General features: G+C 62.0%; 18 protein-coding genes. 10 read left to right on the forward strand and 8 right to left on the reverse strand.

The window, feature by feature from the left end:
* Positions 1–3 precede the first annotated feature (3 nt).
* Complete coding sequence (locus GGD53_RS27440) at positions 4–708, reverse strand: SDR family oxidoreductase (RefSeq protein ID WP_184459870.1); 705 nt, start codon at positions 706–708, stop codon at positions 4–6.
* 106 nt (positions 709–814) lie between these two features.
* On the opposite strand from GGD53_RS27440, the gene GGD53_RS27445 reads away from it, so the two are divergent.
* Entirely contained in the window at positions 815–1,690 is an 876-nt protein-coding gene (locus GGD53_RS27445; RefSeq protein ID WP_184459871.1) for a LysR substrate-binding domain-containing protein, read from the forward strand.
* Positions 1,691–1,740: 50 nt separating this feature from the next.
* Here the strand turns inward: GGD53_RS27445 and GGD53_RS27450 are convergent, their stop codons facing one another.
* Positions 1,741–2,580 (reverse strand): oxidoreductase, encoded by an 840-nt coding sequence (locus GGD53_RS27450; protein WP_184459872.1) that lies wholly within the window; start codon positions 2,578–2,580, stop codon positions 1,741–1,743.
* Positions 2,581–2,888: 308 nt separating this feature from the next.
* On the opposite strand from GGD53_RS27450, the gene GGD53_RS27455 reads away from it, so the two are divergent.
* Positions 2,889–3,494 carry a WHG domain-containing protein gene (locus tag GGD53_RS27455; RefSeq protein WP_184459873.1) on the forward strand — a complete coding sequence of 202 codons (606 nt, stop codon included), beginning with the start codon at positions 2,889–2,891 and terminating at the stop codon, positions 3,492–3,494.
* A 32-nt stretch (positions 3,495–3,526) separates the two neighbouring features.
* Here the strand turns inward: GGD53_RS27455 and GGD53_RS27460 are convergent, their stop codons facing one another.
* Complete coding sequence (locus GGD53_RS27460) at positions 3,527–3,991, reverse strand: nuclear transport factor 2 family protein (RefSeq protein WP_184459874.1); 465 nt, start codon at positions 3,989–3,991, stop codon at positions 3,527–3,529.
* A 137-nt stretch (positions 3,992–4,128) separates the two neighbouring features.
* Here GGD53_RS27460 and GGD53_RS27465 point away from each other — a divergent pair, with 137 nt between their 5' ends.
* Positions 4,129–4,500, forward strand: a complete 372-nt coding sequence (locus GGD53_RS27465) for a winged helix-turn-helix transcriptional regulator (protein WP_184459875.1) — start codon at positions 4,129–4,131, stop codon at positions 4,498–4,500.
* A 115-nt stretch (positions 4,501–4,615) separates the two neighbouring features.
* Here the strand turns inward: GGD53_RS27465 and GGD53_RS27470 are convergent, their stop codons facing one another.
* The gene (locus tag GGD53_RS27470; RefSeq protein WP_184459876.1) at positions 4,616–5,584 is read right to left on the reverse strand and encodes a zinc-dependent alcohol dehydrogenase family protein; all 969 of its coding nucleotides are present in this window, start codon (positions 5,582–5,584) and stop codon (positions 4,616–4,618) included.
* Positions 5,585–5,637: 53 nt separating this feature from the next.
* Between GGD53_RS27470 and GGD53_RS27475 the strand changes: the two genes are divergently transcribed.
* The 3 genes from GGD53_RS27475 to GGD53_RS27485 are packed head-to-tail and all read left to right on the forward strand — an operon-like array spanning position 5,638 to position 8,751.
* Positions 5,638–6,054, forward strand: a complete 417-nt coding sequence (locus tag GGD53_RS27475) for an acyl-CoA thioesterase (protein ID WP_184459877.1) — start codon at positions 5,638–5,640, stop codon at positions 6,052–6,054.
* Positions 6,055–6,056: 2 nt separating this feature from the next.
* Positions 6,057–7,574 carry a class I adenylate-forming enzyme family protein gene (locus tag GGD53_RS27480; protein ID WP_184459878.1) on the forward strand — a complete coding sequence of 506 codons (1,518 nt, stop codon included), beginning with the start codon at positions 6,057–6,059 and terminating at the stop codon, positions 7,572–7,574.
* The gene (locus tag GGD53_RS27485; protein WP_184459879.1) at positions 7,552–8,751 is read left to right on the forward strand and encodes a thiolase family protein; all 1,200 of its coding nucleotides are present in this window, start codon (positions 7,552–7,554) and stop codon (positions 8,749–8,751) included. The genes GGD53_RS27480 and GGD53_RS27485 overlap by 23 nt, the downstream gene beginning before the upstream one ends.
* Before the next feature lie 39 nt (positions 8,752–8,790).
* On the opposite strand, the gene GGD53_RS27490 is transcribed toward GGD53_RS27485, so the two are convergent.
* The gene (locus GGD53_RS27490) at positions 8,791–9,687 is read right to left on the reverse strand and encodes a LysR family transcriptional regulator (protein ID WP_348647451.1); all 897 of its coding nucleotides are present in this window, start codon (positions 9,685–9,687) and stop codon (positions 8,791–8,793) included.
* 179 nt (positions 9,688–9,866) lie between these two features.
* On the opposite strand from GGD53_RS27490, the gene GGD53_RS27495 reads away from it, so the two are divergent.
* From GGD53_RS27495 to GGD53_RS27505, 3 genes are all read left to right on the forward strand, one after another.
* Positions 9,867–10,328 carry a cupin domain-containing protein gene (locus tag GGD53_RS27495; protein ID WP_184459881.1) on the forward strand — a complete coding sequence of 154 codons (462 nt, stop codon included), beginning with the start codon at positions 9,867–9,869 and terminating at the stop codon, positions 10,326–10,328.
* A 382-nt stretch (positions 10,329–10,710) separates the two neighbouring features.
* Positions 10,711–11,475, forward strand: coding sequence for an SDR family oxidoreductase (locus tag GGD53_RS27500; RefSeq protein ID WP_184459882.1), 765 nt, complete (start codon positions 10,711–10,713; stop codon positions 11,473–11,475).
* A gap of 50 nt (positions 11,476–11,525) precedes the next feature.
* Positions 11,526–11,939, forward strand: a complete 414-nt coding sequence (locus tag GGD53_RS27505; RefSeq protein WP_184459883.1) for a cupin domain-containing protein — start codon at positions 11,526–11,528, stop codon at positions 11,937–11,939.
* Positions 11,940–11,988: 49 nt separating this feature from the next.
* Here the strand turns inward: GGD53_RS27505 and GGD53_RS27510 are convergent, their stop codons facing one another.
* From GGD53_RS27510 to GGD53_RS27520, 3 genes are all read right to left on the reverse strand, one after another.
* Positions 11,989–13,272: a cystathionine gamma-synthase family protein gene (locus GGD53_RS27510; protein WP_184459884.1), complete on the reverse strand. Its 1,284-nt coding sequence runs from the start codon at positions 13,270–13,272 to the stop codon at positions 11,989–11,991.
* 137 nt (positions 13,273–13,409) lie between these two features.
* The gene (locus tag GGD53_RS27515) at positions 13,410–14,489 is read right to left on the reverse strand and encodes a YihY/virulence factor BrkB family protein (protein ID WP_184459885.1); all 1,080 of its coding nucleotides are present in this window, start codon (positions 14,487–14,489) and stop codon (positions 13,410–13,412) included.
* A 749-nt stretch (positions 14,490–15,238) separates the two neighbouring features.
* Complete coding sequence (locus GGD53_RS27520) at positions 15,239–15,604, reverse strand: hypothetical protein (protein ID WP_184459886.1); 366 nt, start codon at positions 15,602–15,604, stop codon at positions 15,239–15,241.
* Between GGD53_RS27520 and GGD53_RS27525 the strand changes: the two genes are divergently transcribed.
* Positions 15,592–15,804: a hypothetical protein gene (locus GGD53_RS27525; RefSeq protein ID WP_184459887.1), complete on the forward strand. Its 213-nt coding sequence runs from the start codon at positions 15,592–15,594 to the stop codon at positions 15,802–15,804. The two genes, GGD53_RS27520 and GGD53_RS27525, sit on opposite strands and share 13 nt — an antisense overlap.
* Positions 15,805–17,611 lie beyond the last annotated feature (1,807 nt).

Below are 17,611 nucleotides of genomic sequence, written 5' to 3' on the forward strand. Positions count from 1 at the left end.
CGCTCAGACGGAACGGGCGATGCCGCCGTCGACGCGGATGTTCTGGCCGGTGATGTAGCCCGCACCTTCCGACAGGAGGAAGGCGATGGTGGCGGCGATTTCATCGCTCGTGCCGTAGCGGCCCATCGGAACGCTGTCGCGCCGCTCGTCGGTCGCGGGCAGGCTGTCGATCCAGCCGGGCAGGACGTTGTTCATGCGGATGTTCTTGGCCGCATAGGTGTCGGCGAAGATTTTGGTGAAGCTTGCCAGTCCCGCCCGGGCGACCGCAGAGGTCGGGAACATCGGCGAAGGCTCGAAGGCCCATGCCGTCGAAATGTTAACGATCGCACCGCCGTGCTGGGCTTCCATGATCGGCGTCACCAGACGGGTCGGCCGCACGGCGCTGAGGAAATACACCTCCATGCCCTTGTGCCAGTCCTCGTCTGAAATTTCGAGGATCGGCGCACGCGGGCCGTGACCGGCGGAATTGACCAGCGCGTCGATCCGCCCCCATCGCTCCATCGCCAGATCGACGAGCCGCTTCAGGTCGTCGTTCGACTGGTTCGAGCCGGTGACGCCGACGCCGCCGAGCTCATTTGCCAGCGCCTCTCCCTTGCCGGAGGAAGAGAGAACAGCGACGCGATAGCCGTCCGCGGCGAGCCTCCTGGCGGCCGCCGCCCCCATGCCGGACCCGCCGGCGGTGATGAGAGCGACTTTTCCTTCAGACATTGAAACCTCCGATAGCTGATTTTGCGCAGCATTATGGCAGATGCTGATGGGACTTTCGCGCGAGAAAGAAAGCTGCCAGACTGTAGAAAATCTACTGGATATGCCGATGAACCAATCCCGCCGCACGCTGCCGTCCCTCAATGCCCTGCGCGCCTTCGAGGTTTCCGGCCGCAGGCTGAATTTCCGCGCCGCCGCCGAAGAACTGGGCGTCACGCAGGGCGCGGTCGCGCAGCAGGTTCGCGCGCTGGAGGATCAGCTCGGCCTCAGGCTGTTCCAACGCCTTGCCCGCGGCCTTGCGCTCACTGCCTATGGCACGGCCTATCTGGCGGACGTGACCCGCGCCTTCGATACGCTTGCCGAAGCAACCGCGCGGCTTCTCGACCGGCCGGAAATGGTAACGATCACCGCCACCCCCACGGTCGCCACCAGGCTGTTGATCCCGCGGCTCGCCGAGCTCTACGCGGCCCTTCCCGACATCGATCTGAGGACGGTCGCCACCGAGGCGCTCGCCGATTTCGACCGCGACCAAGTAGACATCGCGGTGCGCCTCACCCGCCCGCCTTTTCCGGCAAACCTGCAGGCGCAACTGCTGTTTCGCCAGGAACTTGTGGCGGTCGCAAGCCCGCATCTGGTCAAGGGCCTGACCTTGCCCCTAAGCGGCGAACAGCTTCGCAAACTGCCGCTTCTGCATGACTCGCACGATCACTGGCCGGTATTCCTGCGCACGCGCGAGAAGCTGCCCGGCGCGGCCTTCAACCATACGACCCTGGCGCTTGACGCCGCACTCGCCGGCCAGGGCGTCGTGCTCGCCTGCCGGGCTTTCGTCATGGCCGATCTCGAGGCCGGACGGCTGGTGCGGGTGACTGATGCGACGGCGACCATTGGACCCGATTATTACCTCATGCGCAAGCGCTCGTCATCGCCGCGAAAGGCTGTGGACGCGGTCTGGGACTGGTGTGCGACGCAGTTGCCGCTCTCCTGAAGCGCCGCGTCGGCCGGCTAAGAGTGGCTCGCTGCTGCTCTTTCTGCCGCTCAGACCATCGACGTGATGATGCGATCGAACATCCGGTCGCTCAGCCAGCGGCGCAGCCACAAGACCGGACCTGCCATGTAGCCGGTATGATACCGGGTCTTTGGCCTGGCTGCGGTGATGGCTTTCAGAATGGTGGCCGCCACGACGGCGGGGTCCGACAGCCGTGAGCCGGAATAGATTTCATGCATGCTGGCTGCGGCATTGTTGGCGGCCTTGGCATAGGCGCCGCCGCCTGATGTCTTCCTGAGATTGTTGGCGGCGATATGTCCCCATTCCGTTTTGACACCGCCCGGCTCGACGATGACGACGTCTATCCCGAAGGCTTTGGTTTCCAGGCGAAGCGTGTCCGACCAGCCCTCGAGTGCATGCTTCGTCGCATGATACCAGCCGCCGAACGGCGTGTAGATTTTGCCGCCAATCGAGGTGATGTTGACGATTTTTCCGAACTTGTTCTCGCGCATTTTGGGGAGCACGAGTTGCGTCAGCCGGGCAAGCCCGAAGAGGTTGACCTCGAACTGCCGGCGGCCTTCGTCAACCGGGACATCTTCGATCGCCCCGTAGGAGCCGTAACCGGCATTGTTGATGAGAATATCGATCGAGCCGCATTCCGCGACGATGCGTTCGAGCGCCGCCATGATCTCCTCGTCCTTGGTGAGATCCAGCGGGATCGCGACGGCGCCGCCCTGCGCGAGTTCCTGCATCTGCTCGACGCGGCGCGCGGCGACGTAGACCCGGTAACCCTCCTGTAGCAGTTTCCGGGTCGTGGCATTGCCGATGCCGGACGAGGCACCGGTGATCAAAGCGGTTTTTTTCTGGGCGGTATTGGATGAGATAGCCATGACAGCACCTTCAGTTGATGGAATGGGTCGGCGGGCCACGTCGGACTGACGGCCTCGCCAGTCGGTTAGTTTTGGAAGTCGGTGGAGAAGGCTCCGGGTTTGCCCGGTGTCGCCGTTACGCAATCTCTGCGGGCGAGCAAAAACCGGATGAGTTCCCGGGCAAAGCCGGACGATGTGTCTGTGTTCAGCCAGTTCTTCGACATCGCAGTTCTTTGCATCCTATTTTGAACAGTGTTAAGATGCATATATAGACGTCAATTTGAACGCTGTATAGATGTACGTGCGAAAAAAAATTTTGGAGCGCTGGAGTGTCTGAAAAGCGGGGCTATCATCACGGAGAGCTGAGGAAGGCGCTGATCACCGCCACCGACGACATCCTGAGAGAAAACGGCATAGAGGGGTTTTCATTGCGCGATGCGGCGAGACGAGCCGGCGTATCGCCGGGAGCGCCCGCGCACCATTTCGGCAGCGCATCGGGTCTGCTGACCGAAGTTGCAATTCTGGGCTATGAGGAACTGGCCCGCTATCTCGGTGACGCAGTGGATGACGGAACACCGGCCGGCAGAATGCGCGCCCTGGCCGCGGCCTATGTCGCCTTCGCGCTCGACCATCCCGGCCGGTTCCGTCTGATGTTTCGGAAGGATCTCGTCAACCGCACGAACCCGGTCTACGAAGAAACGAGCAAACGGGCTCTTTGGCCTTTCGCCGAAGCCATCGCCGGGGTCAACGGCACGACTTTGGAGACACTATTGGAAGCGCGGAACCTCGCCCCGATCTTTGCCGCCTGGTCCACCGCCCACGGCATCGCCTATCTCGCACTCGAAGACAAGATGCACTTCGCGCTCCAGGGCAACTACGATGAGGACTTTCGCAAAAGGCTCCTGCCGGAAATACTGAAAGCTCAATGGGCATAACCATGGGCCGGCTGGAGCCGGCCCCATCGACTTCAAAACATCGTGTTCTTGTTGGCCGCCTCTTTCGGAACGGCCTGAATCACGTCCCAATGCTCGACGATCTTGCCGTCCTTGACGCGGAAGATATCGACGATCGCCTGGCCGCGGTCGTCGGCGCCGTTCGTCGCGTGCACATGCAGCCAGACGAGATCGCCATCGGCGGCACTGCGGACGATCTCCGCCTTCGATTGGGCATTGTCCTTGAAGAAGCCGGTGAAGAAGGAAATCAGCGGCTGCTTGCCGTCGGGAACCTGCGGATTATGCTGCCGGTAATCCTCCGCAACGACCGAGGCGGCCGTTAGATCGTGCTTGTTGAAGAACTTGTCGTAAAATTCCACCACCAGCTTCCGGTTGGCTTCCTCGACCTTCAAGTCGCGAGCGGCCGATTCAGCAGAAGCGCCCGAAGGCGCGGCGATGCCTGCCAGAATGGCGAGCGCGAAAAGCGATTGAAATCTCATGCATCAAGCTCCTTGGTATGGATCAGCGATCTAGTCTAAAGGACAGACTATGAGAGCTGGTCTATGAAACCTCGCCTTGCCCGGCAAGAAGGCAGGTTTTGGTGGCAAGGTCAGCCTGCGGTGACCGAGGAGAGGGCATGCCTGGGGAATGGAACGAGCCGAAACAACAGCCTGGAGCCGGCTGCCCGATCAGAGGTGTGCTCGATCGCATCGGTGATCAATGGAGCCTGCTCACCCTCGAAGCGCTGGAACACGAAAAGAAACGCTTCAACGAGCTGCAGCGCGAAATCGGCGACGTTTCGAAACAGATGCTCTCCAAGACATTGCGGCATCTGGAACAGGACGGCTTCATCAGCCGCACGGTCTATCCTGAGGTTCCGCCGCGGGTGGACTATGAACTGACGGAGATGGGGCGCTCATTCCTGATCCCGATGAAAGTGCTGATCGGCTGGGCGGACCGGAACCATTCGGAAATCCTGAGGGCGCGGGAGCGGAATGAGACAGGCTAGAATTTAAGCCACCAACAGCTCAATGCTTGCCACCTGATCGAGAATTGGTATTCGTGATTTGCCTTTCGCTTGCGCTCAAGGCGTGCGTCGCTGCCGCTTCTATAAGGCGCCCCCATCACGCCAGCAACACCTTTCCCCCCGTGCGGAAGGGCAGGGCGGCGCGCAGCGCCTCGCCGGTCATTTCCAGAGGATAGACCTCCCGCACCTCAGTCGCGATCACCTTGCAGGCGATCATCGCCGCCACCTCTGCATAGGCGCGCTGGACGTCGCCCATCGCCTCGGAATGGACCCATTCCCTGAGGTGGCAATAGGAGAAGGCGATGTCGGAATGGGAGGCCCAGAAGGATGGCGGGATGCTCTCTCCCGACAGCAGGCCATAATGCAGGAAGTGCCCGCCGGGCTTCAGCACATCGGCGAGGATCGAAGCGCGTGTGCCACCGACACAGTCGAGCACGGCGTCGAGCCCGGACCTGCCGGCGAGGCCGGTGGCGAGATCGCCATCCGCCCTTTCGACGATAACCGCCTCCAGCCGGCCACGGAGGCGCGCGAGGGATTCTTCGCTGCGGACGATTGCGATAGGTTGCACGCCAACGGCGTTCGCCATGCCGATCAGGATTGACCCGATCGAAGAGGCTGCGGCGTTGATGGCGATGCGCATGCCGGGTCTCAGCCCGATCTTCTTATGCAGCATCAGCCAGGCCGTCATCGGATTGACGTAGCTGGTCGCGGCTTCGAAATCGGAAAGCGCGTCGGGTACGCGAAGGCACCAGCTCGGATCGGTATCCTTGAATTCCTGCCATCCGCCGGCGCTGCGCACCGGCAGCACGCGCGTTCCCGGCACAAGTCCGTGCACCTCCTCGCCGCACGCCTCGACCACGCCGAAGGCTTCGAAGCCGGGGATGAAGGGCAGGGTCGTGCGGCCGGCATAGGCGCCTGAGATGGTAATGATATCGGAGGGATTGATCGAGCGCGCCAGCAGGCGGACGCGCACCTGGTCGCGCGAGAGCGGCGCCAGCTCGGCCCGTTCGATCCCGACGACCTCCTCGGCCGGCCCGAATTTTCGCACGACCGCCTGATATTGCATTTGCATCCCCCACACAGTCGGTTAGAACACGCCTTCGAAATTTCGGTGATCGAATGAGCGTTGACGACAGGCCTTTAGCATCGTTCCGGGTCTCGATGCGAGACATCGACGTCTATGGTCATGTCCACAACTCGGTTTATCTCGACTATTGCGAGGATGCGGTCGTCGAGTTCCTGCGCCACCGCGAGATCCTCAGCCACTTCCGCCACACCACTTCGGGCGTTGCCTATCACGTCAAGAAGGCGGAGATCACCTTTCACAGCCCGATCGACGTCGATGATGTCGTCGAGGCGAAGGTCAAGGTCGAGAAGATCGGCCGTTCGAGCCTCTCCTTTACGATCGAGCTCTATCGCCAACGCGACGGCGCCCATTGCGCTTCGGGCGGACTCGTCTGGGTCTGCGTCGGCCTCTCCGACAGCCGCCCGACGCTTATCCCCGAGGCGACCAGGGCCGCCTTGTCGCAGGACTGACCATGCCGATCCATCGAGAGCTGCTTCGACACGCTACGGAGAGTCCGGAAAAGCCGGCGGTCGTGATCGACGGCCACTCCTTGAGCTATCACGAAGTCTATAGCCGCGCCGGCGCGATCTACCGATTCATCCAGGCGCTTCCGCGCTCGAACGGCCGTTCATTCGATCTTCCCGGCGTCGAGAAGCTTGTAGCGGTCAGCCTCGGTAATCACATCGGTTTTGCAGAGTATTTTATCGCCGCCACCGCACTGGCGAATGCCTGCGCTGTCATCGATCCGATGATGCCGGAGGCAACGATCGAGCGCATCGTCGAGCGCCTGGCGCCTGACGCGCTTGTCGTCGATGATGCTGCCAGCGCAAGCGCCGAGATCGGCCGCCGGCTCGGTGTTCCCGTGACCGTCGCCGGCGCGGAGCCCTTTGACCTCGCCGCGACGGGAGACGACATGCCCGTCGATGCCGAGGGGATCTTCCTGATCGGCTTCACCTCGGGCACGACAGCCGAACCGAAGGCCTATTACCGCTCGCGCGAACAGTGGCGCCGAAGCCTCGATCGGGGGCGTCTCGTGTTCGAACTCCAGGACGCGCCCTCGACCCTGTGCCCGGGAGCGCTGGCGCATGGGCTCGCGCTTTACGCACTCGTCGAAGCGCTCGATGCCGGAGCAACCTTCCATTCGATCGGGAAATGGGATGCCGGCGCGGTCGCGCGCATTCTCTCCTCAGAAAAGATAGAGCGGCTGGTTGCCGTGCCCACCCATATAGCGGGCATCGCCCGGGCATGGAGCGAGCCGATGGAATCCTTACGCGACGTGCTGACCGCCGGCGCCAAGCTGAACCTCAACGAAGTCCAATCCATGCGCCGACTTTTTCCGAAGGCGCGCATCCGGGAATATTACGGCGCCTCCGAAATCGGTTTCATGACCGTTTCGACGCTCGTTGGCGGCGCGACCGATTTTCCGATCGACCGGGTCGGGCGAGCCTATCCCGGCGTCGAAATCTCCATTCGCGATCCGGAAGAAAACGATGTCGGCACCGATGTGCCCGGCACCATCTTCGTCAACAGCGACCTGATTGCCGACGGCTATCTCTGGGGCGACGACGGCCAGGCGTTCCGGGTCACCCCGGCGGGCGCGACTGTCGGCGATCTCGGCGAGATCGATGCAAACGGCATGCTGCGGGTGATCGGCCGGGCGGGCGGCATGATGATATCGGCCGGCAACAACGTCTATCCCGCCGAGGTCGAGAGCGCGCTCAAAACCTGCCGCGGCGTCGAAGATGCCGTCGTCTTCGGGCGGCCGGACCCCTATTACGGCCAAAGCATCGTTGCCGTCGTCTCGGGGGAGGCGATGGATGCGAAAATGCTTGCCGAGCATTGCGCAGGCAGGCTTGCAAGGTTCAAGATCCCCAGGCAATTCTACCATATCGGCGCCTGGCCGATGACAAGCAGCGGCAAGATCGCGCGCGGGCAGGTAGAGGCATCGGTGATTTCGGGAGACGGTCTTGTCCTACGCCTATCAGCCTGACGAGGATTGGCAGCCGGTCGTGGTCGCCGCCTACCGCACGCCGATCGGCCGGGCTTTCGGCTCGCTTGCGACGGTTGCGGCCGAAGACCTGCTTGCGCCCATCATCCGGCGGATCCTTGCAGAAACGGGTGTCGCGCCCGACGCAGTCGACGACGTGCTGGTCGGCAATGCCGCCGGCGGCGGCGGCAATATCGGCCGGCTGGCAGCCCTCCATGCCGGCCTGCCAATGGCCGTCCCCGGGGTCGCCATCGATCGGCAATGCGGTTCTGGCCTGGAAGCGATCATCCTGGCGGCCCGGCTGATCCTGGCGAAGGCGGGTGCCTGTTTCCTGGCTGGCGGAGTCGAAAGCGTCAGCACCGCCCCATGGCGTGTGGAAAGGCCGAAAGCCAATGGCGCCGTGCCGCGCTTTTACGGGCGCGCGCGCTTCTCCCCTGAAGCGATCGGCGATCCCGAGATGGGCATCGCCGCCGAAAATGTTGCGCGCAAGTTTGACATCTCGCGCCGGCTTCAGGATGAGTTCGCCCTACGCAGTCACCGGCTCGCCGTCGCAGCGGCCGAAGCAGGCCGCTTCCGGCCGGAGATCGTCGAGATCGCCACCGCCAGCGGCCCCGTAACGCGAGACGAATGTCCGCGCCCGACGACCTCGCTCGAGGCGCTCGCAAAGCTGAAACCCGTTTTCCTGGCGGATGGCTCGGTGACGGCAGGCAATGCCTGCCCTGTGAACGACGGCGCCTGCCTGGTGCTCGTCATGAGCCGCGGCTTGGCCAGAAGCCTCGGCATCGAAAAAGGCCTCGCCTTCATCGACAGCGCCGCCGCCGGCGTCGATCCCAACCTGCTCGGCATCGGCCCGGTCGCCTCGACGGACAAGCTTCTGCAGCGCCAGCCTCACCTGTCGCTTTCCGCAATCGACGCCATCGAATTCAACGAGGCTTTCGCGGCCCAGGTTCTGGCGTCGCTCGATCAGCTGGATCTATCAGCCGACACGGTCAATAAAGAGGGCGGCGCCATCGCTCTTGGCCATCCCTTCGGCGCATCCGGCGCGATCCTGGTCACCCGGCTCTACGGCCAGCTGATCCGCAGGGACGGCTGGGCACCAGGCACAACCGGCCTCGCCATGATCGGCATCGGCGGTGGCATCGGGCTCACGGCGCTGTTCGAGGCTGTCCGCCTTTTCTGAGAAGAGGCCATTCAGGCACGTGCGCTGCCGGCTTCAATCCTATTGATCTGGCTCGGTCGATATTGGAAACCACGGCGGCTCCGGCGCGGCGAGAGCGCCCGCGATCTGATCCCGAAGCCACGCACTCCCCGGATCGCGATCGAAACGACGAAGCCAATACATGGTCACGTTCATTTTCGGCGAATCCATCGGTGGCATGAACGCGTCGAGCATCAGCCGGCCGGTCAACATGCGCGCGAAATGAACCGGAATGCTTCCGAGCATCTCGCTCGCTTCAACGGCAAGAGCGACCGCGTGGAAATGCGCCACCGTGACCATGACACGCCTGGCGAGACCCAGGCGTGCAAGGGCGGGATCGATCGTCCCCGTCCTGCTGCCATCGGCCGAGCGCAGGACGTGGGGAACAGCGCAGAAGACCTCCGCCGGTATGGTGTCTCCTGGAGAAACGCCATGGCTGGCAAGGAGCGGATGTCCTCGCTTGGCAATGCATACCAGCCATAATTGGAACAGCTTGCGGCTAATAATCCATTCAGGCGATTCGAGCGAGCGATCAATAACGATGTCAGCCCGGCCGTCACGCAGCATCTCGAAGACTTCCGATGAAGCATGATCGATCATCTGCAGGCTGATGGAGGGCGCCGCTTTGGCCACGCGTGCAGCAAGCGGCGGCATCAACAGCGAGGAGAAGTAGTCCGATCCGATCAGCATGAAGGATCGGGTTGAGGTTGCGGGGTCGAAGGCAGCATTCGTCGCCAACGCCTCTTCCATGCCGGCCAGGGCTTGTCTTATCGGTTCACGCAGCTCAAGCGCCCGCGCGGTCGGCATCATCTGATTGCCTTCCCGGACGAACAATTCGTCATCCAACAGCGCGCGCAGTCTTCCGAGTGCCGAACTCACGGCTGGCTGGGAAAGGCCGACGCGCTCGCCGGTTCGCACGGTCGAGAGCTCCGCCATCATGGCGTCGAATACACGCAGCAGATTCAGATCGAGGGCTGAGAAATTCACGAACTCAATATCCCTTATATGATCATTCAATTTCCGTGCATCTGCTTCCGGCGATAGTTTTGGATAGCAGTATAAAACTCTATTCCATTCAACCTCGGAAGGAAATTGCGATGAACATCGCTGGGGGCATCGGACGGACCGTCAGCTGGATGGACACTGCCTACACCATACATGTGGGGCGATTTGAGAGCGGCGGAATTGTCGGAGTTTTTGAAGGCACCGTGCCTGCCGGCGGCGGGCCGCCCGTCCACATCCATAACAACGAGGACGAAGTGATCCATGTAATCGAAGGCGACTACGAGTTCTGGCTGAACGGCGCGATCGTCCCGGTTGCCGCAGGGAGATCGATCTTCCTGCCGCGTGGCGTGCCGCACACATTTCGAGTGGCAAGCGCGTCTCCCGGATGCAATCTCACCATCCTGACGCCGGGCGGCATGGAAGAATTCTTCATCGAGGCAGCTGTGCAGGCTCCTCATCTGCCGGAGCACATGGATCGGTTACTCCAGCTTGCGGAACGTTATGGCATCGAATTTCGCGGGCCGCCGGATTGGGACGCCGCCCGGACGTCCTGACAACGGCACCCCGCATCAACGATTGCAAATGCGCCGATCGCCTCTCCACCCGTAGCCCAACGCTTGAACGCCTCCGTCTCCATCGCGACGGCATCGAAGGCGGCACGCACATCCTCAGCTCCGGTTATCTCCACCGGCGGCACACCTCGACCGCAGGAGAGTTGCGCTACTGCCTTGGCATAGGACGACAGCGACCGAGAGAGAATGGTTCGAGCCCCCGATCCGGCGCATTCTCTTGGCCGTTGGCTATGGTCGGCGCCGTCAATCCACGTGGCGATTGTTCTGATGCCGATCGAACCGCCTACCCCACTGAAGAGGCGGTTTGCGGCCCCATTTTAAAATCAACAGAGGACATTCCTCGCAAAGGACCAGGGAGATTACCATGAAGATCGTCGTTATCGGCGGTACCGGCCTCATCGGCTCGAAGACGGTGGAAAGGTTGCGCAAGAAGGGACACGACGTTTTGGCGGCCTCGCCGAATTCGGGCGTCGACACGATCACCGGCCAAGGTGTGGCCGAAGCGCTTGCCGGGGCGCAGGTGGTGCTCGACCTCGCCAACTCGCCTTCCTTCGAAGACCAGGCCGTGCTCGAATTCTTTCAGACTTCGGGCCGCAACCTGCTCAAGGCCGGGGCTGTGGCCGGCGTGAAACATCACATCGCGCTGTCGATCGTCGGCATGGAACGGCTGCAGGGCAGCGGTTACATGCGCGCCAAGATGGCGCAGGAACAGCTGATCAAGAGCTCGGGCATACCCTATACGATCGTGCACTCCACCCAGTTTCATGAATTCATGGCGGGCATCGCCCAGTCGAACACGGTCGGCCAGACCGTGCATCTGTCGCCGGCCTATCTTCAGCCGATCGCCTCGGACGACGTCGCCGACGTCATGGCCGAGGTGGCGCTCGCTGCTCCCGTCAACGGCACGATCGAGATCGGCGGGCCGGAGAAGATCCGCCTGACCGATATCGTCACGCGTCTCTTCAAGGCGACGCACGATCCGCGCCAGGTGACGACCGATCCGCACGCCCGCTATTTCGGCGTCGAACTCGACGACACTTCGCTCGTGACCGGCGCCAATGCGCGGCTCGGCAAGATCCGCTTCGACGACTGGCTGAGCCAGCAGCCGCCCCAGAAGAAGAGCGCGTGACGGGGAAGCGTTACCTATCGACCTATTCCTATCATCGGAGGAGACCAGACATGCTCAGGAAAATCATCTCGGCGGCGGCCTTTGCGCTTGTCCTTGCCGCCGGCACTCAGGCTGGCGCCGCTGGCGGCAAAGCCAAGGTGACCGTCGTCTTTGACCAGAAGCTGCCCAATGTTCCCGGCAAGAGCATGAAGGCCGTGCTGGTGGAATATGAGCCGGGGGGCCAGTCGCCCGGCCATACGCACCCGAAGTCGGCCTTCATCTACGCCACCGTTCTCGAAGGGGCGATCACCAGCAAGGTGAATGACGGGCCGGAGAAGACCTACAAGGCCGGCGAGAGCTTTCCCGAATTTCCCGGCGATCATCACGCCGTCAGTAAGAATGCCAGCAAGACAAAGCCGGCGCGCCTGCTTGCGGTGTTCGTGCTCAATACCGACGAGACGGAACTGACGATCGACGACAAGTGACCTCGTCCTCGATGCCCGGCACCGCCGGGCATCGATTCCGTGCGCCGCGTCAAACAGCCTGCAGCGCCAGCTCCAGATCGGCGATCAGATCATCCGGATGCTCGATGCCGATCGACAGTCGGATTGTCGATTCCAGCACGCCAATGCGCCCCCTGACATCGGCCGGCACGCCGGAATGTGTCATGGCGGCCGGGTGGCTTGCGAGCGACTCCGTGCCGCCGAGGCTGACGGCGAGCTTGAAGACCTGCAGCGCGTTCAGGAATTTGAAGGAGGCCGGCTGGCCGCCGCGGATATCGAAGGAGAAGGTCGAGCCGGCGCCGGTGCATTGGGCGGCGAAGGTGCGGCCGGAGGGCGAGTCCGGATCATGATAGGGAAGATAATGAACCTTCTCGACCTTCGGATGATCACGCAGGAAATCGGCCACCGCCCGCGCATTACTGTTCGCCCGCTCCATGCGTAGCTGCAGCGTTTCGAGCGACCGGCCGAGCATCCAGCAGGAATGCGGATCGAGCTGCGTACCGATCGCGCCGCGCAGCGCCTTGACCTGCTTGATGACAGCCTTGCGCCCGAGGACAGCGCCGGCGATCAGATCGGAATGGCCGCCGACATATTTGGTCAGCGAATAAAGCGAGATATCGGCGCCATGCTCGATCGGCCGCTGGAAGACCGGCCCGAGCAGGGTATTGTCGCAGACGACGATCGGCACGTGCCCCTGCCTTGCGCCGATCGCATCGGCCACGCGGCGGATCATCGCGACGTCGACGAGGCTGTTGGTCGGATTGGCCGGCGTCTCGATCAGGATGACCGAAACGCGGCCCTTGCCGACCGCCTCATCCGCCGCCTTCTGCACCGAGGCCTCACTGACACCATCGGCAAAACCGACCGCGGCGACCCCGAAATTGAGGAAAGTCTTTGCAAGCAAGGTTTCGGTGCCGCCATAGAGCGGCTGCGAATGCAGGATCGCATCTCCCGGCCGGACGAAGGCGAAGAGCGTGGTGGCGATCGCCGCCATGCCTGAGGAAAACAGCGCGCCGCTTTCCGTCCGCTCATAGACTGCGAGCCTGTCTTCGACGATCTCGCTATTCGGATGATTGAAGCGCGAATAGACGAGACCGGCGCCCTTGCCCGCCGGCGGCTCGCGGCGGCCGGAGACATAATCGAAGAAATCCTTGCCGTCCTCGGCGGAATTGAAGACGAAGGTGGAAGTCAGGAACACCGGCGGCTTGACCGCCCCTTCCGAAAGTTCGGGATCGTAGCCGTAGTTCAGCATCTGCGTTTCGGGATGCAGCGCATGATTGCCGATATGGGTTTTGGAAGGATGCGGGGCGGTCATGATCGTCTCCTCTGTCGAACCTGCCGAAGGACAGGATACATCAATTCGAGGAGCAGTCATCGAGACTGCTCAATTAAGAGTGGAGCATAATGTCGTACCAAGAACCGCTCACACTTTTTGGTCTCGTGCTCAGACGCTCAGCTCACGATCTCGCCCAATGTATCGGCGACATAGGCGCCGCGCGCGCCCATCGGCAGCGGATGGCCCGTCGTCGTGTCCCGCGCCGTCTGATGCTCCAGCTCGGCATTGAGCTCCGCGCCGACGATGAGAATAACAACGGAAAGCCAGATCCAGATGAGAAAGCCGATCAGCGCGCCGAGCGTACCGTAGGTCGCGTCGTAATTGGCGAAATGCTCGAGATAGAAGGAGAAGCCGAGCGACATGGCGGCGCAGGCAAGCGCCGTCAGAACCGCACCCCAGGTCATCCACCGGACTCGCGCGGGCTCACGGCTCGGACCGAAGCGGTAGACCAAGGTCACGGCCACGACGATGACAAGCAGAAGCAGCGGCCATCTCAAGAGAAGCGCCATATGTTCCTTGAACTGATCAAGCCAGAGATAGGAGAGTACGACAGGCATCACGCCCATGAGCGCCACCACGACCACCGCGAAGACCACGGCGCAGAGGGTGAAGCAGAGGCCGATCAGGTTCAACCGCACCAGGCTGCGCTTCTCCCTTTCCTCATAGGCGACGTTCATCGCATCGAAGATCGCTAGGGTGCCGCTATGGGTGCTCCACAGCGCAATGCCGAGACCGACGAAGAAGGTGATGCCGAGCGTGCTGTCGCGTTTCTCCACAAGCGCCTTGAGTTGATCGGCAAGAAGATCGAAGGCCCCGGGCGGCAGGAGGATGGCGAGCTCGCGAAGGTGTTCGGAAATCGTGATCGGATCGGCGACCAGGCCATACAGCGAGACCAGGGCCGCCAAGGCCGGGAACAGCGCCAGCAGCAGATAGAAAGTTACGCCCGCGGCAATGAGGGTGACCCGGTCGTCGAGGACCTCATGGAAGACGCGCCAGAAAACATCGCGAAGGCCGCTCATCGGAATAGCCTCGGGCGTTGCCGCGCTGCGACCATGATCGTCACCGGACCAGCCGGCGGCCGCAGACGGGGTGAGCGAACCGCGCTGCCTTGCCTGCACCAGCACGAACGCGCCGACCGCAGCCACCATCATCGCCGCGGTGAGGGAATATCTCTTGAGGTGGAGCACATCAGCCATTACCCTATCCTCCGATTTGCTTCGGGGATAACGCCGGGTGCCGCTAAAGGATGCAAGCTGTTGCTTTCTTGCGGAGATTTCCGGTGAGGGGAGGGGCCGCTGCGGCCAAGAGCGCCGCGATGGCGATGCCGGGGTCCAAACTCCCGATGTTATAAACAAATGATTTTATTAAATTTTATTTGACCAACGGAAGAAAAACCGGCCTTTGGTTTCCTTACTGTAGCATCGAGCTATTTGGCAGCGTCGCGGACATGGCGACTTTGCGGCGTCGGAAGCGGCAAATTCGACCGCCAGACGCCACAAGAGCGATTTCGGACCCCGAATTCGCCTGCCATCTTCGCACTGGCCGCTTCCCGGAGACTGGCAGAAGCATTCGCGGAACAGCCTGAACGACAAACCTGCCGATGCATTTGCCCTGTCTCATCCGTGGCCGACAATAGCCACCCCCGTTGTCCACTGCAGAGATTGGCCCCGGTCGGATGGGCCGGCTCGCTCATCCAGAACGCTCCACGATCGCACAGCATCCGTGCCGGGGCGCCAGTCCGCCTTCCCGCTCTATCCGCACACCCGGATGAAACGCTGCGGGAGAGAATCCGGCACGCCGGCTCTGGAGCCCGACGATCAGAACACGGCAGCGATTTGCTACTCCCGACCGCCACTGATGGCCCAGTCCACCATTCACTACGGGCGGCAGATGCCGCCAGGCGTATCGCCGGCTTTCTCCACAAGTTCAGCGGCGGACAGACCGGCTAATCAGCATTGGCTGCCGTGGGCCTCCTGCGCATTCGTACCATCTGCTCGACATCGTCATCGTATCGATCATCCGGGAACTCAACGCTCCAGACGAGACGGCGCAGCGACTCCGGGGCGATGCCGCTATACCCAAGCTCTTCCAGACGAAGCAGAAGCAACAAGTGGTCGACAACGACGACCAGCCGGGCGTAGGCGCCAAGCTGATACAACACAGGCCGCATAGCGGCATAGGATTTGAAGCCGAAAGACGCGGCGATCGCCTCATCAAGATGGGATGACTTGATATTGGGATATTGACCTCGCAAGGCTTTCTTCAAAGTGGCGATGTTCGAAGGCGAGAACCTCACAGATGGGTTCAGCATATGACGATCCAATGTTCCGGCCGAAGTCTGCCGATTACACTTCGACCGTGGTGAACATGGTCGTCGAGAAACTCTACACGCCCTTCAACCCGGCAGCAGGTTCGGATGGGCTCCTAGCCGAGACATTAACCTGCGGACGCTTCTTGCTCAATACATGGATCGATCTGTGGATCGCGTCGTCAGTGGCGGCGGCTGCATAGTCTCGCGAATTGGCATAATCGCCGCCCGTTGTCCGCGGACAACCGGCCAATCGAGGGGCCGCTTTCGAAGTTCGCTGGATTGGGCTGGCTCATGCCGAAGACAAACCAAGGCTCCGCCTCAGATCAAGCCGACATGGCGGCGCGCTATTCGACCGGCTCTATTGTGTGCCTTCATCACGAACGATCGCGAGTTGGAGATCCCGGAATTGCAACCAGAGCACATTATGTCGTTTGATGCCGTCATAGCAATAGTCGGAAACTCGTCTCTGCTGATCGAACCTGCGACGGGAGGGAGTTGATCCGGCATAACCTCGAGCAACTGCCATATGAGGATCTCTCCAAATGGCTTCGATTTTGGTTCGATCCGGAGGATGAACGGCATGACCCAACCGCGAAACTATCCGAAGCAATCCATTCGATGCTCATTCAGCCGTACCGCATTGGCATCGATTTCGGCGCCGCTCCTCCCGACACCTTGTGGGAACTTTTACAGGCATTCGAAGAATGCCGGAGCAATGCGGCTTGAGGTCAGCAAGTCGAGAACCGAAGCGAATAGCTCGTCTAACGGGCTCATCATCAAAGCCCGCATGCGAGCCTCTTTCGCGCGACGCCATTTAAATTATAAAGCACTCGCTAAAGCCGATAGAGAAGCGCATATCGCTAGGTTGTCCGCGGACAACGCCGCCCCAAGGCGATAGGAGCTGCGCCGCACCACTCTCCCGGCCGCAACATCATCTGTACGATATTGACGCAGCCCTTGGCTTGAATTCGCCGCATTGCGGCACTACCTCGGGACGAGCCGAAGCGCTGCCCCTCCTAGCTGCTTTGGCCCGATAGACAGCACTCCTCCTCCCATGCTGTCGGTCACTATCGAAGCCCGGCGCACTCTCCCGCGCCGGGCTTCTGCCATCTCGATATCGCACCCCGTCCGCCCTTCGAGGGCCCCGCCGGGGTACCTCAGCGTGAGGCTCTCGTGGGCGCCGCGACACCCTCCAACGCCTCTCGTCGACCGCAGCACTCACCGACGGACGTCAAACCGCGGCACCCCGCCGACGCATCTCAAACCGCGGCATCCTCCAACACCCTCTGCTGAGGCGCGCAGGCCGAAGGCCGAAGCCTCAAGGACACACCGCAACCTTGCTCCTTGCATCCTTCAGCACCAGTGCACCCGCCCGCCCTTCGAGGCCCCTCACGGGGTACAGGGTGAGGCTCTCGTTGGCACCTCGACACCCTCCAACGCCTCTCGTCGACCGCGGCACTCACCAACTGACGTCAGCCGCGGCATCCAGCCGACACGTCCCGAGCCGCGGCATCCTCCAACATCCCTCATGCTGAGGTGCGCAGCCCGCAGGGCGGAGCCTCGAAGCACACGCCGCAACGCCGCTCCTTGCAATCCGACGCGACACGCACCCCACGCCCGTTGAGGAACTCCTGAGTGCCGGCGCGATACCTCCAACACTTCTCATGGGACGCAGCGCTCAAAAGGCAACCGAGGTGACAGATGAATAGGCTTGCGCAATGCCATTGCGGATCACTCCGCGCAAAGACATCAGGCGATCCGCTCACGGTGAGCATCTGCCACTGCCGCGATTGCCAGCGCAGAACCGGAGCCGTGGCGGGAGTCCTCCTCGGCAGCCCGTGCGGAGCGTGCGGCAACACCGCTCCTTATCATCTGACACCTGCGCACCCGCCCCGCCCTTCGAGGCCCTTACGGGCACCTCAGCAACCGTGTTGTTGCGGTTCGCTCCATGGGGTTCGTCTTTTGAGAATAGTGTTGATCATGATGATGAATTTCCGCATGGCGGCG

The sequence above is a fragment of the Rhizobium aethiopicum genome (genome assembly GCF_014197535.1).
Classification (GTDB): domain Bacteria; phylum Pseudomonadota; class Alphaproteobacteria; order Rhizobiales; family Rhizobiaceae; genus Rhizobium; species Rhizobium aethiopicum_A.

Coding starts and splice junctions, on each gene's coding strand:
- GGD53_RS27440 (WP_184459870.1), bottom strand. CDS start 708: ATGTCTGAAGGAAAAGTCGCTCTCATCACCGCCGGCGGGTCCGGCATG.
- GGD53_RS27445 (WP_184459871.1), top strand. CDS start 815: ATGAACCAATCCCGCCGCACGCTGCCGTCCCTCAATGCCCTGCGCGCC.
- GGD53_RS27450 (WP_184459872.1), bottom strand. CDS start 2,580: ATGGCTATCTCATCCAATACCGCCCAGAAAAAAACCGCTTTGATCACC.
- GGD53_RS27460 (WP_184459874.1), bottom strand. CDS start 3,991: ATGAGATTTCAATCGCTTTTCGCGCTCGCCATTCTGGCAGGCATCGCC.
- GGD53_RS27465 (WP_184459875.1), top strand. CDS start 4,129: ATGCCTGGGGAATGGAACGAGCCGAAACAACAGCCTGGAGCCGGCTGC.
- GGD53_RS27470 (WP_184459876.1), bottom strand. CDS start 5,584: ATGCAATATCAGGCGGTCGTGCGAAAATTCGGGCCGGCCGAGGAGGTC.
- GGD53_RS27475 (WP_184459877.1), top strand. CDS start 5,638: ATGAGCGTTGACGACAGGCCTTTAGCATCGTTCCGGGTCTCGATGCGA.
- GGD53_RS27480 (WP_184459878.1), top strand. CDS start 6,057: ATGCCGATCCATCGAGAGCTGCTTCGACACGCTACGGAGAGTCCGGAA.
- GGD53_RS27495 (WP_184459881.1), top strand. CDS start 9,867: ATGAACATCGCTGGGGGCATCGGACGGACCGTCAGCTGGATGGACACT.
- GGD53_RS27500 (WP_184459882.1), top strand. CDS start 10,711: ATGAAGATCGTCGTTATCGGCGGTACCGGCCTCATCGGCTCGAAGACG.
- GGD53_RS27505 (WP_184459883.1), top strand. CDS start 11,526: ATGCTCAGGAAAATCATCTCGGCGGCGGCCTTTGCGCTTGTCCTTGCC.
- GGD53_RS27510 (WP_184459884.1), bottom strand. CDS start 13,272: ATGACCGCCCCGCATCCTTCCAAAACCCATATCGGCAATCATGCGCTG.
- GGD53_RS27515 (WP_184459885.1), bottom strand. CDS start 14,489: ATGGCTGATGTGCTCCACCTCAAGAGATATTCCCTCACCGCGGCGATG.
- GGD53_RS27525 (WP_184459887.1), top strand. CDS start 15,592: ATGGGTTCAGCATATGACGATCCAATGTTCCGGCCGAAGTCTGCCGAT.
- GGD53_RS27520 (WP_184459886.1), bottom strand. CDS start 15,604: ATGCTGAACCCATCTGTGAGGTTCTCGCCTTCGAACATCGCCACTTTG.